At 49.2% G+C, this 15,088-nt stretch carries 14 protein-coding genes and 1 riboswitch; of the genes, 3 read left to right on the forward strand and 11 right to left on the reverse strand.

The window, feature by feature from the left end; translation table 11 throughout:
- Nucleotides 1-297: 297 nt before the first annotated feature.
- From FC20_RS07445 to FC20_RS07455, 3 genes are all read right to left on the reverse strand, one after another.
- Complete coding sequence (locus FC20_RS07445; protein ID WP_008461564.1) at nucleotides 298-762, reverse strand: pyridoxamine 5'-phosphate oxidase family protein; 465 nt, start codon at nucleotides 760-762, stop codon at nucleotides 298-300.
- Nucleotides 763-865: 103 nt separating this feature from the next.
- On the reverse strand, nucleotides 866-2,482 hold the full coding sequence (locus FC20_RS07450; RefSeq protein WP_008461562.1) for an acyl-CoA dehydrogenase family protein: 1,617 nt from the start codon (nucleotides 2,480-2,482) through the stop codon (nucleotides 866-868).
- A gap of 115 nt (nucleotides 2,483-2,597) precedes the next feature.
- Nucleotides 2,598-3,968, reverse strand: a complete 1,371-nt coding sequence (locus tag FC20_RS07455; protein WP_008461560.1) for an MATE family efflux transporter — start codon at nucleotides 3,966-3,968, stop codon at nucleotides 2,598-2,600.
- 72 nt (nucleotides 3,969-4,040) lie between these two features.
- Here FC20_RS07455 and FC20_RS07460 point away from each other — a divergent pair, with 72 nt between their 5' ends.
- Nucleotides 4,041-4,778: a MerR family transcriptional regulator gene (locus FC20_RS07460; RefSeq protein WP_008461558.1), complete on the forward strand. Its 738-nt coding sequence runs from the start codon at nucleotides 4,041-4,043 to the stop codon at nucleotides 4,776-4,778.
- Nucleotides 4,779-5,095: 317 nt separating this feature from the next.
- Here FC20_RS07460 and FC20_RS07465 read toward each other — a convergent pair whose 3' ends face one another.
- The 8 genes from FC20_RS07465 to dapD all read right to left on the reverse strand — a co-directional run bounded on the left by FC20_RS07465 (nucleotide 5,096) and on the right by dapD (nucleotide 12,108).
- Complete coding sequence (locus FC20_RS07465) at nucleotides 5,096-5,656, reverse strand: GNAT family N-acetyltransferase (RefSeq protein WP_008461556.1); 561 nt, start codon at nucleotides 5,654-5,656, stop codon at nucleotides 5,096-5,098.
- 205 nt (nucleotides 5,657-5,861) lie between these two features.
- A complete protein-coding gene (locus FC20_RS07470; protein WP_008461554.1) occupies nucleotides 5,862-6,431 on the reverse strand; it encodes an SLAP domain-containing protein in 570 nt (189 codons plus the stop codon).
- A gap of 14 nt (nucleotides 6,432-6,445) precedes the next feature.
- On the reverse strand, nucleotides 6,446-7,042 hold the full coding sequence (locus tag FC20_RS07475) for a peptidylprolyl isomerase (protein WP_008461553.1): 597 nt from the start codon (nucleotides 7,040-7,042) through the stop codon (nucleotides 6,446-6,448).
- Between the two features lie 86 nt (nucleotides 7,043-7,128).
- Entirely contained in the window at nucleotides 7,129-8,313 is a 1,185-nt protein-coding gene (locus tag FC20_RS07480) for an aminotransferase class I/II-fold pyridoxal phosphate-dependent enzyme (protein ID WP_008461551.1), read from the reverse strand.
- Between the two features lie 39 nt (nucleotides 8,314-8,352).
- The gene (gene dapB, locus FC20_RS07485; protein WP_054667692.1) at nucleotides 8,353-9,126 is read right to left on the reverse strand and encodes a 4-hydroxy-tetrahydrodipicolinate reductase; all 774 of its coding nucleotides are present in this window, start codon (nucleotides 9,124-9,126) and stop codon (nucleotides 8,353-8,355) included.
- Between the two features lie 58 nt (nucleotides 9,127-9,184).
- Nucleotides 9,185-10,099, reverse strand: a complete 915-nt coding sequence (gene dapA, locus FC20_RS07490; RefSeq protein ID WP_008461546.1) for a 4-hydroxy-tetrahydrodipicolinate synthase — start codon at nucleotides 10,097-10,099, stop codon at nucleotides 9,185-9,187.
- A gap of 71 nt (nucleotides 10,100-10,170) precedes the next feature.
- Nucleotides 10,171-11,325 carry an N-acetyldiaminopimelate deacetylase gene (locus FC20_RS07495; protein WP_008461543.1) on the reverse strand — a complete coding sequence of 385 codons (1,155 nt, stop codon included), beginning with the start codon at nucleotides 11,323-11,325 and terminating at the stop codon, nucleotides 10,171-10,173.
- A gap of 69 nt (nucleotides 11,326-11,394) precedes the next feature.
- Nucleotides 11,395-12,108 carry a 2,3,4,5-tetrahydropyridine-2,6-dicarboxylate N-acetyltransferase gene (gene dapD / locus FC20_RS07500; RefSeq protein WP_008461541.1) on the reverse strand — a complete coding sequence of 238 codons (714 nt, stop codon included), beginning with the start codon at nucleotides 12,106-12,108 and terminating at the stop codon, nucleotides 11,395-11,397.
- A gap of 112 nt (nucleotides 12,109-12,220) precedes the next feature.
- Nucleotides 12,221-12,393: riboswitch (Lysine riboswitch) on the reverse strand.
- Between the two features lie 232 nt (nucleotides 12,394-12,625).
- Between dapD and FC20_RS07505 the strand changes: the two genes are divergently transcribed.
- Both FC20_RS07505 and dapF read left to right on the forward strand, forming a co-directional pair.
- On the forward strand, nucleotides 12,626-13,993 hold the full coding sequence (locus FC20_RS07505) for an aspartate kinase (protein WP_008461539.1): 1,368 nt from the start codon (nucleotides 12,626-12,628) through the stop codon (nucleotides 13,991-13,993).
- Nucleotides 13,994-13,996: 3 nt separating this feature from the next.
- Nucleotides 13,997-14,971: a diaminopimelate epimerase gene (gene dapF / locus FC20_RS07510; RefSeq protein WP_008461537.1), complete on the forward strand. Its 975-nt coding sequence runs from the start codon at nucleotides 13,997-13,999 to the stop codon at nucleotides 14,969-14,971.
- The last annotated feature ends 117 nt before the right edge of the window (nucleotides 14,972-15,088 follow it).

Here is a 15,088-nt window from a genome sequence, read left to right on the forward strand (position 1 = left end):
AAGTCAATGCCTTAACTTAATGACATTGCCCATTTGGGAGGCGATTTACTTTTTTCTAGATTAAAATTGCGATCTCCAGTTGAGTCTTTTTTATACCGGATTATTAAAAAAGTGGCCGTGGTTGAATAAGTTTTTTCCAAAAGATTAAAAAATAGCCAGCAGTTGAGTAAATTTACTTTCCAATTATGAAAAAAGCCGTCGCAGTTGAGTCAATTATGGCACAAATTATTAAAAAGCAACGGCTAGTTGAGTAAAAAGCTGCCGATCAAACGACCAGCCGATCAACCGATCAACCGATCAAAACTTAAACCCCTTCTGGAAGATCGGCGTTTGCCGCAGGTCGTAAACAAAGCCATCAATTGGCGTAATCGCAAAGGGCCGCAGTAGTTCCCGCCGCTCCGACTCAGTCTTGTTAATTTCAAGCATTTCCGGGTGAGACGCGTAGATCAAGTCAAGGTAGGACAAGTCGACTTCCTCCACGGTCCCGTTCAAGGTGAAGCCCACGCTAGACATGGTTTCCTCACCCTTGAGCGCCGTGATCGACACATAAGGCTGACTGTGCAGTCTCTGGTAAAAAGCTTTCTGGTAAGTCGTCGCAAAGTAGAGCTTGCCGTCTTTTTCCAGCTCAATGTCTGCAACATTGCTAAAGGGACGGCCATCTGCAATGGTCGCAAAAACTACAGACTGGAAGGCAGCGGGGATCAGGGACAGGAATTCTGCTTTTGATAGACTATCGTCTAACATTGGTACTTGTTTGCGCATCTTTTTCTCCTTGTGATAAATGAAATATTTATTATTACATCCAAATCTTACTCTATTTGCTTCAAAAGTGCAATAAAAAAACAGCCCTAACAGGCTGTTTTTCTTAGTTTAGCTTAGCCAATAATTCCTTTAAGAAGTCCTTGGCGCTGCCAACTACCTTGTAGTCGCTGAGGTCCAGAATCAAGGCGTTAGGATTGATGTTGACAGAAACGATTTCCTTAGCTCCGGTAATACCGTAAGTGTATTGCGGAGCACCAGCAATCCCCAAGTTGATCAAAAAGTCTGGAGCAATCTTGTGGCCGTTGACGCCGAGTTGCTGGCCGCGGTTAAAGTGCTGGCCAACCAAAGGCCGAGTAACGCCAACCATCCCGTTCAGCTTTTTAGCGGCCGCTTCAGCCAGGGCGATGGTTTCTGGGTCGTTAGCCCCGCGGCCAAGAGCAAAGACAACCTTAGCACTTGGCAATTGTGGACCAGCTTGAGAAGCGCTCGATACAGCATCAACTGAAGCGTTTGAAGCAGCGCCAGCTTCCTTTGATGCCAAGAGGGCAGGGAGGATTTCGTCAATGCTGGTCAATTCCTTAGCATCCCGATATTGCTTTGGTACAGGCACGCCGGCCATTTCTGCATTAGCAATTTCGGTGTACATCTTTTCCAAAGTACCTTCAGCAATTTCCATGGCGCGGGCGTCACGGATCAGGTGTTCTGGGGCAAATTCAGCACTGTAGCCGTAGCCGCCCATGATTTGCAAAAGCAAGTCGCCAGTTTCAACGGCTGCTTGACTGCCGAAGCACTTTGCCATAGCGGAGTCTTCCATGTATGGTTCACCAGCGTCTTTTCTGCGGGCAGCTTCTTGGTAAACCAAGCGGGTCAATTCCTTGTTGGTTGCCATCTTGGTCAGCTTGTAGTGGGTTACCTGCATGTCTTTCAAGAGGGAGTCGCCAGAGTAGCGCTTAGCCACGTAGTTCTTGGCAATGTCCAAGGCATGTTCTTGAATCCCAGTCAAAACGGCACCCATCAAGTAGCGGGCATCGTCGTGGGCGTTGTTGGCAATTTCCAGGCCTTGGCCAACCTGGCCCAAAAGGTTTTCTTCGCCAACTTCAATGTGGTCCATAACCACTTCCCCGCAAGGAATCCCGCGCAAGCCGATGAAGCGTTCAACGTAGCCAAAGGAGAAACCTGGCATGCCCTTGTCCACGATGAAGACTGAGTATTCGTTAGGACCAGTCTTAACGTTAACTGAGTAAACCTGAGCCAAGGTCCCGTTGGTGATCATTACCTTATCGCCAGAAATAATCCACTTGTCGCCCTTCTTTACAGCGTATGATTGATGCTTGCTTGGGTTTGAGCCGCTTTCTGGTTCCGTGTTAGAAAAGCCCAAAATTGCCTGCATCCCCCAAGGGAAGTACTTCTTCTTAGCAGCTTCCGTACCGTATTTGGCAATTTGGTCACAGCTCTTGTAGTGGCCTTCCAGCATGACGCCGACACTGGCGTTAGCCTTGGCAATGATGTTGACGATCTTGCCACTGGTCATAGCAGAAAAGCCCAGGCCGCCGTATTCCTTAGGAATTCTTACCTTCAAAAGGTCAAAGTCAACGACCTTTTGGAACAAGCCGTTTGGCAACTTGGCTGCCCGGTCAATTTGCAGGTCAAAAGGGGCAATGTTCTTCTTGGCAAATTCCGCCACATCAGCTAAGTATTTTTCTTCAATTTCTAGAGTCATAAGATTCTCCTCAATAATCAATAGTCCATTATCAAATCGCTTACATTATTAATCCTAGCACGAATATAAGAATTATTCAATCATTTTGGGATAATACTTTAATTAATTTTAAAAGTTATTGGAAGAATCCTATATATTTTACTGTATGCTTTTTTCTTTTCAGCTTGCGGAATTCGTCCACAACCATCCAGCTTGACCAAAGAGCGCACAGGCTGCGGGCAATCAGGTCTGCCCAAGAAAAAGATCCGCTGCCGACCGGCCGCAGCATCAGGTAGTTTAAGATCAGCTGCAGGATTAATTGCCCAACATTGCAATAGAGGTATTCCTTCATCAAGACCATGCTGCGGAGCATGGCTTCATTCAAGAACTTGGCAATGGACACCAGCTGGATGCCGATGAAGAGGTACATGTAGTTTTTGAAAAAAGCGTACGCTCCAGGATTTTGACTAGGATCAAAGAAGAGCTCGCTCAGCATCCGCATGCCCGGAATGGAAAAAATGCTAAAGGCCACCACATAGATTAGCGAATAGCGGGTACAGAAGCGGTAAACTTTTTTCACCATTGGATAGTCTTCGGCAGCTAGCCCTTGAGCGGCCAGCAGCGTCAAAGTTTGGGCAAAGCCAACCAGGATAATCCGCGCGACGCTCATCATCTTGAGAGCGGATACATAGCCCAGGATGACCTCCTTGCCGAAAGGGTTGACCCAGGCCTGAACCAGGGTCGAGGAGAAGGTGATGGCGAATTGCTGAAAAATGGTCGGGATAGCAATGGCTAGAATTTCCTTGACCCGGTTAAAGGTCAAAGTCGGTTTAATGGAAAAAGCCTCATCCTCTTTTTTACTTAATTGATAAACCAGGTAGAGAGTCACAACCATGACAATCCCTTGCGCGACTATCGTGGCTAGGGCTGATCCAGCCACGCCCATCTTGAAACCCATGATGAAGAGGAGGTTAAGGGCCAGGTTTAGGGCACTGGATGCAGTCAAGAGGGCAAAGGAGGTCTTAGCCCGCTCGTTAGCAATGAGCACTGCCCGCGCCACGTCGTAAAAGTAGATAATGGGCAACCCTAGCAGGTAAACCCGACCATAGGTCAGGGCATCAGTCATCATCGAACTTGGCACAGCCATCATCTGGTAAATCGCCGGCAGGCTAAACCAGGCTATAAAAACAAGTCCGATACCGATCAACCCGCTCAGGGCAATGGTATCCCGGGCCATGGCCAGCCGCTCCTTGGTCTTGCCTTGTCCCAAAAGCCGTGACACCATGACGTCCACGGCCATTTCAAAGCCGCCAGACCCAACTAAAAAGAGCATGATGACGTTGGCGGCATTGCCGACAGCTGCCAGAGGCTCCGCCCCCAGGAAGCGGCCGATGATGGTCATATCGATCAGGCTGTAGAGCTGCTGGACGAAAAGCTCGCCAATAATGGGCAGGCTGAACAGCCAGATTTTTTGATTTAACGTTCTTTCTTTGACATTTGCAGTCATTCTTTATCATTCCTCCTTGATCTGTTAAGATAAGCTTAAAGTATGACCTTAGGGCACAGTCAAGAAGGAAAGATGGATTTACTGTCAACTGGCGCTTTTGCCAACATGTGCAACGTTACGAAGAAGACCCTCTATTTTTATGAAAAAAAGGGGTTGCTCAAACCAGCCGTGGTCAAGGACAATGGCTACCGGTATTACCGAATTGAACAGGTGGACCAGATGGCGACGATTCGCTTGCTGGAAATCTTAGGCTCCAGCCTGGACGAAGTAGGCGACTTTTTTCAATTAGACGATTTGGCCAAAAGAAGCCGTTACCTGCAGGAAAAAGAAGACGCAGTCAAACGGCAGATGCGGCAACTGGGACGCATTCGGGACAGCCTGAACTTTTACCAAGACCGGCTGCAGGACTTTGTCAATTTAGGTACAGGCAAGATTGCTGAAGAAGAGCTGGATGAGGAGGAATTGAAATTAATTAAGTTCCAACACGGCGTGGCCCTCACCCCCATCACCTACGGCCCCCGCTACGGGGGGATGGTGGGGGACTTTGAAAAGCCCGTAATTACCAACTTTTTTAAGGTCGTCCCCAAAGGTGAAGGCAACTGCATCAAGCCTAGCGGCCGCTATCTATACTTTTATGAAGAAGTGGACAATGACGGGGTAGCCAGTGGCATCGTACCCGCCCTGGCCAAATTGCAGGTAGCTGGTCCGGTTGTTGCGCCCCTTTTTCAGGAGGACTTCTCCAGTTCGGTCTTAGGTCGGTCCGGGTCGATTGTCATCAAGTACTCCGCCCGCTTAGGGGAGGAGGGCTAGGTTCGGCTAACGAGATTTTTGGAATACTACCTGTCAGATAGAACCTAATCAGATAGGACATAAGGTGGAAGCAAATCTAGAAAATCAGCTCGGATGCGATAGTGGTGGGACTAATTAACAAATATAGAAAAAACAAACAAAGCGGCAACGTCTAAATATAGAAAAAGTTCCCGGAAAATCAACATTCCTGGGAACTTTTTTAAATCGTAGCCTCTATTCTTCTGTCATTAAAATTACTGTTTTAAAGAAACTAAACTATGGATTTATCTTGTCGATCCGGCAGTGCTATCGGTGGAGTGAATCGCATTTTTTAGTAACTACTGCAAGCTAGCCTTGATATCTGGCCATTCCTCAGCCAGCACCGCGTAGTGGTTGCAATCGTGATAGCCGTCTTTGAGGATCAAGCGACCGTGAAAAGTGCCTTCAATCCGCATGCCGCAGCGCTGAGCTACGCCATTGCTCGGCAAGTTGTCGGCCGCGCACTCCAGGTAAACCCGGTGCAAGCCGTATTCGTCAAAAGCGATGTCCAGCAGAGCTTGAACCGCTCTGGTCATAATCCCGTGTCCGCGGAAACTTTTGCCTAAAAAGTAGCCGACATCAGCTTCCAGGTTCATTTTATGAATCTTATTTAAGCTGATCTTGCCAGCCAGGCGGCCGTGGTACCAAATGAACAAGTTCAAGGACGTCCCAGCCGCAAAGCAGTTCAGGTCGTTTTGGATAGCAGGTAATTCATCGTCAGTTGACTGCACGTGGTCAACCCATGGTAAAAATCTTCCAAGGTCGTCACGATCTGCATCAATCAAGGCGTAGAGCTCGTCAACATCGCTCAGCCGCGGCAGAGCTAATTTAATTTCGTCATCAACTTTGTAGCTAAACATTTTTCCTCCAATAAGTCGTCAAACAATAAATTGAAACAAAAACTAAGTACGTTTAAGTGCCTTAAGTATAACATGCTGAAGCAGATCCTGACAGTCGACCAGCGCCACCTCTCTCGATTCTTTTTAAGTTACTTTACATAATATGTATTATTGGAACTATCATCTTAAAAGAAAAAGCGCTGCCCTCGCAGCGCTACTTCCTAGTTCACAATGGCTGTGAACTTGTCGTCTGATTTTGAGTTGTGGGATCAGCCGCCACCGTCGTCTTTGGAATCTTGATGTTGGCCGCTTTGATGTACAGGCCAACCCCGATCGACCAGTACTTGGACTTGCCGCCGTACTTGAGCCGGCGAGCACCGCCATACAAGGTCACCGAGCCATTTTTGACCAAAGAACCCAGGTATTTGCGGCGAATGCCTTTGCTGTTATAGATATAGCTGTTGTGCTTGAGCTGGACATCTAGACCAACCACGTTCATATATGCCACGTACTTATTGTTGCCGATCATAATATATGGCTTGTCGTTGACGTAAATCAAGTTGCTGTGGCACAAAACTGCCTTGCCAGCCGTAATCTTCTTGACTTTCAGCCGGTTGCCGGTCTGGTCATAGACATAGCTGTTGACCATGGCCGTCTTATAGTAAGTCTCATCATCCGCGCTGGCTGCTTTGGCACCGCAAGCGCCGATCCCAGCCAAAAGGCCTAGACCGCAAGCAAGTTTTGCTAACTGTCTAGGCTTGATTTTTTGACTAAAAATTTTTCTACTCAAATTCATCCGATCACTTGACTCTAGTCTGCAATTTCAACAGTTTCCATGACTACGGCTTCAAGTGGCTTGTCGTTGCCATCCTTATCAACCTTAGCGATTTCGTCAACGACGTCCATACCGTCGATGACTTGGCCAAAAACCGTATGGCGGTGGTCCAGCCATGGCGTACCACCTTGCTTGTAAACCTTAACGACTTCTTCTGGGTATTGGGCTTCGCGCAGTTGTTGAATGAAGCGCTTAGGCATGTTCTTGTTTTGCACGATGAAGAATTGTGAGCCGTTGGTGTTAGGACCAGCGTTGGCCATGGACAAGGCACCGCGGATGTTGAACAAGTTGTTGACGAATTCGTCTTCAAAGTTGTGACCCCAGATGGAGTGACCGCCAGCACCAGTGCCGTCTGGGTCCCCGCCTTGAATCATAAAGTCGCTAATCACCCGGTGGAAGGTTACGCCGTCGTAGTAGCCTTCCTTGGCTAATCTAACGAAGTTTTCAACCGTCATTGGGGCTTCATCTGGGAAAAGTTGGATCACGATGTCCCCGTGGTTGGTCTTGATGGTGGCCTTTGGCCCCTTCACTTGGTCTAAGTGTAATTGCGGAAAGAATTCAGTTTCTGCCATTGCTAAAAATGCTCCTTGCGTTAAAAAATTATTCTAACCAATTATAGCATTTACCACCCTCTTTTGCCCAAAAGCTGATCGACAAATTAGGCAAGATCCGCAAAGTACTGCTTTAAGCGCTTAGCAACTTCAAAGAGCTTTTCATCGCTAGCCGCATATGATAAGCGGACGTAGCCCTCTGACCCGGCCCCAAAGACCGAACCTGGGATGAGGCCCACCTTAGCCTTCTTGGCCAGGTCGACCGCAAAGGCAAAGTCGTCGGTCCCAAACTTTTCCGGAATCTTGGCAAAAATGTAGAAGGCCCCTTCTGGTCTGGTGACCTCAAAGCCCATTTCAGCCAGTTCTCCAAGCAAAAAGTCGCGTCTACGCTTGTAGGCTTCTCTAAAGACGATTGGATCATCTAAACCCTTGGTCAAGGCTTCGATCGCGGCATCTTGAGCCAAGTTGTCCACGCAAGTTACCAAAAAGCTGTGAACCTTGGTGACCTTGGCCATGACGGCCGCGGGTCCTGCCAAGTAGCCCAGCCGGTAGCCGGTCATAGCGTGAGACTTGGACAAACCGCTAACCAAGACAACCTGGCCTGGAATCATGCTGGCTAGAGAATTGTGGTCATGGTCAAAAGTGAGCTCGCTGTAGATTTCGTCACAGATCGCTAGCAGGTGGTGCTGTTTAATCACTTCTGCTAAAGCCTCTAGTTCTCCTTTCGTATAGGTCTTCCCTGTGGGGTTGCAAGGGTAGTTGAGGATGATCGCCTTAGCTCTTTCCCCGCTAGCCACAATCGCTAATTCCAGTTGCTCAGGCGTCAGGGTAAAGTCGCTGCTGGACGTATCGATCATCACCACTTCCCCGCCGGCCATTTCGGTGTTGGTAAAGTAAAGGGAAAAGGCTGGAGTCGGAATCAAGACCTTGTCGCCGGGATTCAAAAGGCCGATTAAAGCCGCAGAGATGGCTTCCGTGGCCCCATCGGTCACGATGATTTCCCCATTTGGCTCATAGTCCACTCCCCGAGTTTTTTTGAGATAAGCTGCAATAGCTTGTCTTAGTTCCAGTTTGCCGGCTGAAGGGCCATAGTGGGAGTCGTCGGCCTGGACCCCGCGAATTACTGCTTCTTTTACATGGTCTGGCACGGCGAAGTCAGGTTCACCCAGAGTGAGCTTGATAATACCGGGAATTTGGGAAATTTCGTTGTCAAAGGCCCGAATGGCTGAAGGGGCAATCTGGGCTAGGACCTGGTTGCCCAAGGGGCGCAAGTTAGGATCTGCTGCTGGCATCTGTATACCTGATTTCTTTTTTGAAAAAATGATCGATTACTACAAAATATTCTCTAAGCCGACATAAAGCTGATCAAGGTCACTAGCCTTTTCCAAGGCCACCTTGACCCCGCTCATGAAGCTGGAGCGGTCAAAGGAGTCCTGCCGGATGGTCAAGGCTTCACCAGGGCCGCCAAAAAGCACTTGTTCGTGGGCCACGTAGCCTGGCAGGCGGACGGAGTGGATCTTGATCCCCTCATAGTCGCCCCCGCGGGCCCCAGGCAAGGTTTCCACGCTATTTGGCGCTTTCCTGTCTGATACTTCCGCAATCATCTTGGCGGTTGCCAGGGCCGTGCCGGACGGAGCATCCTTTTTATCAGCATGGTGCATTTCAATGATTTCCACATCTGGAAAGTACTTGGCAGCTTCTTTAGCAAACTTCATTAAGAGAACCGCTGACATACCAAAGTTTGGGGCAATGAGGCCGCCTAAGCCCTGTGTTTGGGCCAGGTCTTTTAGCTCAGCCTCTTGCTGGTCAGTCAAACCGGTCGTACCGACAATCGGCGTAAAGCCATGTTCCAGGGCAAACTTGACATTTTGGTAAACCGAGCTTGGTACCGTAAAGTCAACCCAGACATCAGCCACGCCCGCTTCCACCTGGTCCAGGCTGGTGTACATGGGGGTGCCAGCTGCTAAGCCGTAATCTTCTGGATTTTGGCTGGTCAAGCGGTGGGCCAAACCAGCCGTAATTTCAACGCCTGGCATCCCCTTAACCAGCTTCACGACCTCCTGTCCCATTGATCCGGCAAATCCTGCTAAAAGTACTCTGGTCATCGAACGATTTTTCCTTTCTTTATTACAAAATAGTATTTCTCTGATTATTTTTTTATTTTTAAGCAAGCTTTCTAGCTAAACGGCCAAGCAAGGCATCACTGGCAAGACCCAGGTGCAGAGCCAAGTTTTCCTTTTCTTCATCATTGAGCGGCACAAGTGGCAGACGGCATCCCCCGACTTGGTAGCCTTGGGCGTTAAGAACCGCCTTCACTGGTGATGGGGATGGGTACATGAACAAGGCATTCATCTTTGGCGTCAGCCATCTCTGCATGGCGCCGGCTGCGGCGTAGTCCCCGGCGTAGAGGTCATCGTACATTTGCCGCATTTGCCGGCAATAGAGGTGGGTAGCAACTGAAATGACGCCGGCTGCTCCTAAGACGCGGGCCGACAGCGCTTGAGCGTCTTCACCCGTAAAGACAGCGAAGTCGCTTGGGGCTTCGGTCACCAGCTGCTCGATTTCTTCAATAGACGCACATTGCTTGATCCCTGCGATATTTGGATGCTGAGCTAGTTGCAAAATGGTTGATACATCCATCTTGACGCCGGTTCTGCCGGGGATGTTGTAGATCACGACCGGCAAGTTGACGCTGCCAGCGACTGCGGTAAAGTGAGCGACCATGGAGCGTTGGTTAGGCTTGTTGTATGGCGGAACGACGACCAAAGCATAGTCGATGCCAGGAATTGCCGCAACTTCGTTGGTAAAGGCGATCGTTTCCTTAGTGTTGTTGGAGCCAGTCCCAGCGATGATGACCGCGCGCCCGTCCACAATTTGACTAAAGCGGGTATAGAGCTCAATCTTTTCGTCATGGGTCAAGGTTGGGGTCTCCCCGGTCGTGCCGCCGATGACAAAGCCATTTGAGCCTTGCTCAATCAGGTCGTTGGTCAGTTCTTCCAAGGTATTGAAGTCGATCTCGTCGTCTTCGGTAAATGGTGTAATGATTGCGGTCATTAAATCTGCGTCTTGTAGTCTCATTTTTTGCCTCGTTTTTTGGTAAAAAGTCTCTTCGATAATTTTCGGTATTTGATATTTTTGAGTTTTCTAAATTATCCTTGCGCCATCCGGTATGCCAAAAAGCCGGTAATGGCTTGGACACCCTTGTAGATCGCTGCTTCTTTTGGCGTAAAGGTGGCTGAGTGGAGACTGGAATCGTCGTCCACGCCCAGCCAAAACATGGTTCCCGGGATCTTATTCAGCAAAAAGCCGAAGTCTTCCCCGGTCATGGCGGGTGCCGTTTCGATGTAGTCGACGTCTTCAGCATCCCTCATATAGGAAATAAAGTTTTTGGTAAGTTCCGGATTATTCTCGACCGGCCAGTAGCCGCCTTGGTTGAATTCTGGCGTCACCTTGACCCCGTAGCTGAGGGCCACCCCCTGGCAGACCTCCTTGATCCGGTCAATGATTTTTTCAATCATGGCCTGGGTCAATCCCCTAATCGTACCTTCGATCCGGGCGTGGTCTGCGATCACGTTTCTGATGTGCCCAGCTTCCAGCTTGCCAAAAGTGATTACCCCGCTTTCGATCGGGTCAATGCTTCTAGAAATAATGGTTTGAATCTGCAGGATCAAGCTGGCAAGTGCCACTACCGAGTCTTTGGCCTTTTGCGGAAAAACGGCGTGCCCGCCCTTGCCTTCAATCTCAATATTGACCTCGCAGGTTCCGGCAAACAGGGTTCCTTCCCGGCAACCAATGGCACCTGCCGGCAAATCGGGCTTGTCGTGGAGGCCATAGAACTCGTCAACCTGAAAGTCTCCGGTAAAAAGTCCTAAGTTATATGCCTTCATCCCGCCGCTTTCGCTTTCTTCAGCTGGCTGGAAAAAGAAGACCAGGTTGTCTTTAGGCTGCTTTTCACTAAAGTAACTGAGGATCCCCAGGGCCACGCTCATGTGGATGTCGTGCCCGCAGGCGTGCATGATGCCGGGGTGGGTGGATTTATAAGGAAGTCCCGTATCTTCTTCCACCGGCAAGGCGTCGATATCGGCGCGGTAGCCGATATTTCTTTGGGGGTCGCTGCCCTTGACCAAAACCAGCAAAGCCGTTGGCAGTTCGCTCGGTTCTTTGACTACTAGAAAGTCCTGCTTCAGTTCCTGGACCTTTTTTAATAATAAGTCGTGGGTCTCGCGCTCCTTTAAAGCGAGTTCCGGGATCTGGTGCAAGTGTCTTCTGATTGCAAACAATTCACTTTCGCTAAAAACTGCCATTAGTCTGCCTCTTGTCTTTCTACCTATCTTTTACTATCTTTTGCTAGCTTTTCTCTATTTTTTAAAAAACTACAGCTTTCTCAAGTCTTCCTCTAAACCGGTCTTGCTAGTGGTCTTTTCGTCAACTTCCTTGATGACTCTGGCAGGGACACCAGCGACCACCACGCCGGCTGGAACGTCTTTAGTTACGACTGCGCCAGCGGCAACAACTGACCCTTGGCCGACGTGAACGCCCTCTAGGACAACGGCGTTAGCCCCGATCAAGACATTATCGTCGATTCTGACCGGCAAGGCGCTGGCTGGTTCAACCACGCCGGCTAAAACCGTCCCGGCCCCGATGTGGCAGTTCTTGCCGACCGTGGCCCGGCCACCTAGGACTGCTCCCATGTCGATCATGGTCCCTTCGCCGATCACGGAGCCGATGTTGATGATGGCCCCCATCATGATCACGGCGTTATCGCCAATTGAGACCTTGTCCCGGATGATGGCGCCGGGTTCGATCCGGGCGTTGATTTCCTTTAAGTCGAGCAGCGGCACTGCGGAGTTGCGGGTGATGTTTTCTACGCGAACCCCGTCAAAATCAGCTTCATGTTCTGCCAAAAATGGCTTAACGACTGCCCAGTCGCCAAAGATTACGCCGGATTGGTCATTTACGTAAGGATCGATCCCTTCTGGGAAGGCAACGTCAGTCAAGTTTTCCCCCCGCAAGTAAACCTTCACTGGGGTTTGCTTCTGGGCATTGCCGATGTAGTTGATGATGGCTTGGGCGTCTAATTCAGTCATGGATATTTCCTCTGCTTTCTGTATACTCAGATAATTATTTTTTCGAAGAGGCAAAAAAACTCCAGATTGCTTAACAATCTGGAGTACGAAAAATCTAAATGAGTTAATTCCGTCAAATTGCAAGCTCAACGCAAGAAACCTTGCGACAGTCTATTGCCTCTTCAGCAATAGCCCAGCTCTCCCGCATCGCCGGTGCGGGCGCTTCGGCAGCATCCCCTTTCAGCTAGATCATCGCCTGGCGGGCTCTTCTAGCTTACTCTTGTCAGCTGCGCCTCTTCAATTTGTCATTAGTTTATAATTTCTAATTCATCTTGTCAACGCCTTTTACTCACTTTTTCTGCATATTTCTTATACAAAGGTTGGCTGATGCCTTGATTTAATGCAGTATATCCGCTTTGAAAATATTTGGCGAAAAAATTTTTTTGCATTTTATGAAAATTAATGGTACATTCCTACTTAGCCAAGCTTAATTTTAAATTAAAGCTTTTCGCAAATTTAGAGAAAGTGTGTGTAGCGCATGAAAGTTGTAAAGTTCGGCGGCAGCTCCTTGGCGAGCGGCAAGAGCGTCAAGAACGCTTTAAAGATTATCCTGGCAGACCCAGAAAGACAAGTTGTAGTAACTTCTGCGCCAGGCAAACGGTTCAGTGACGACATTAAGGTGACTGACCTGTTAATAAAATACGCAAATGAAGTTCTCAAGGGTAAAAGTAACCAGGAAACCGCCGAAACAATTTTTCAGCGCTATGTCCAAATTGCTGACTACTTTGGCCTAGGTGAAGAGGAACTTGCGGAAATTAGGGAAAAGCTTTTTGCCCTGCCTGAAGCTGCTTATCCTAATAAAAATTACCTGATGGCCGCCTTCAAGGCCCACGGTGAGCGGCTGAATGCCATGCTGATTTCTAAGATCTTGCAAAAGCGCGGAGTTAAGGCTAGATACGTTGATCCTAAAGATGCAGGTCTCTTGGTGACCGGGACGCCCAACAATGCGGTGGTTAACCCAGAGAGCTACCATTTGATCGCCAACGTGCCGCTTGCGCAAGATGAAATCCTTATCTTCCCCGGCTTTTACGGCTATACGCCTGCTGGCCACATTGCGACCTTTTCACGAGGCGGGTCAGACATTACCGGGGCAATCCTAGCCCGGGCTTTCCACGCTGACATCTATGAAAACTTCACCGATGTCGACGCCATCTTTACAGTGGACCCGCGCGTAGTAGCCGATCCTGAGCCCATCAAGGATATGACCTATCGGGAGATGCGGGAACTGTCTTATGCTGGCTTCTCGGTCTTCCACGATGAAGCCTTGATTCCCGCCATCCAAGGGCAGATCCCGATTAATGTTAAAAATACCCAGCACCCTGAAAAGCGCGGCTCCTTCATTTTACCGGAAAAAGGCTTCACCCCTCAAAGAACCATTACCGGGATCGCTTCTGGCAAGCATTTTGCGGCACTTTATTTACACAAGTACCTGATCAACAAGGAAGTCGGCTTTACCCTGCGGATCTTGAACATCTTAGCCAAGTTCAACCTGTCTTATGAGCACATGCCAACCGGGATTGACGACTTGACCATTATTTTTGACAGAGACCACCTAAACGACGCCTTGATCGATGAACTCTGCAATGCCATCCAAGAAGAGATTGACCCAGACAGCCTGGAATGGATTGACGACTACGCCTTGATCATGATCGTCGGCGAAGGGATGCGCCAGCAAGTCGGCGTGATCAGCGGGATCACCCAGGCCATTGCCAGCAGGGGGATTTCCGTCCGCATGATCAACCAGGGGGCTAGCGAAATTTCCATCATGCTGGGCACCGCGGCTAAGGATGCCGACAAGACGGTGGCTGCTATTTACGATTACTTTTTTAACAAGGACAAGGAATAAACGATGACTGAATTACTAAAGGTCCACGGCTCACAAAACAGCTTCTTCCTCCTGGATCAAGCCAATTTGGCTGTGCCCTTGACGGACCCTGAAATGCAAAAATTAGCACGAACGTTGACCGACCGGGAAACTGGGTTACTTGGCGGAGCGGACGGCTTGCTAGTTACTGACGCCAATCACCCCCAAATGCGGGTGATCAACGCCGATGGGAGCGAAGCCTCCATGTGCGGGAATGGGCTTCGGACCGTAGCCCGCTACCTGTCTGAGAAAACGGGAAAAGACCAGTTCAAGGTAAAGACCATGTACGCCAATTTGGAAGTAAGAAAGGCTGACAATTTGGCTGAAAACGTGCCGGCTTTTGGCGTGGAAATTTCACCGGTTTCATTTAAAAAAGAAAGTTTACCCTTTGATAATCTGGATACAGACCATTTGCTCAATACCGAACTGCCCCAGCTGGTTCCCGGCTGGCGGTTTACTGCACTATCGGTGCCTAACCCCCACTTGGTCGTTTTTATCAAGGAAGAAGAGCTGGACAGTCCAAAATTGGGCGAGCTCGGCCAATACCTGAATGGCGACAACCCCTACTTCCCAGACGGGGTCAACGTCAACTACGTGGTGGTCAAGGGCGACAGCCAGATTTTTGTCAAGACCTTTGAGCGCGGGGTTGGCTTTACCAACGCCTGCGGGACGGGGATGTCAGCTAGTTCCCTGGTCTTTGCCCTCTTGAACCCAGATCTTGGCCATTTTGAAAAAGAGATCTCAGTTTACAACCCCGGGGGGATGGTCAAGACCATCTTGCATAAGAATGACGATGGCGCTTACTGGATTGAGCTGGTGGGGAATGCGACTTTTACCCACGAAATCGAGATTCCGGAAGAGCAGCTGCACTCAGCTGAGCTTGATTTTGACCAGATCAAGACCCGTGACACTTATGAACAAGAGAGCTACTTGAACTTTGTGGAGGGACTGAAGAAGTAAGTAAAAGGACGTACCAATGGTACGTCCTTTTTATTAACCGACGATGGCCGTGATCTTAAGCTTGTAAAAATTTTACCGTCCGGGCGGCGAAGTCACTGGCATTTTGGAAAATGCTCA

The sequence above is a fragment of the Lactobacillus equicursoris DSM 19284 = JCM 14600 = CIP 110162 genome (assembly GCF_001434815.1).
GTDB classification, from domain to species: Bacteria; Bacillota; Bacilli; order Lactobacillales; family Lactobacillaceae; genus Lactobacillus; species Lactobacillus equicursoris.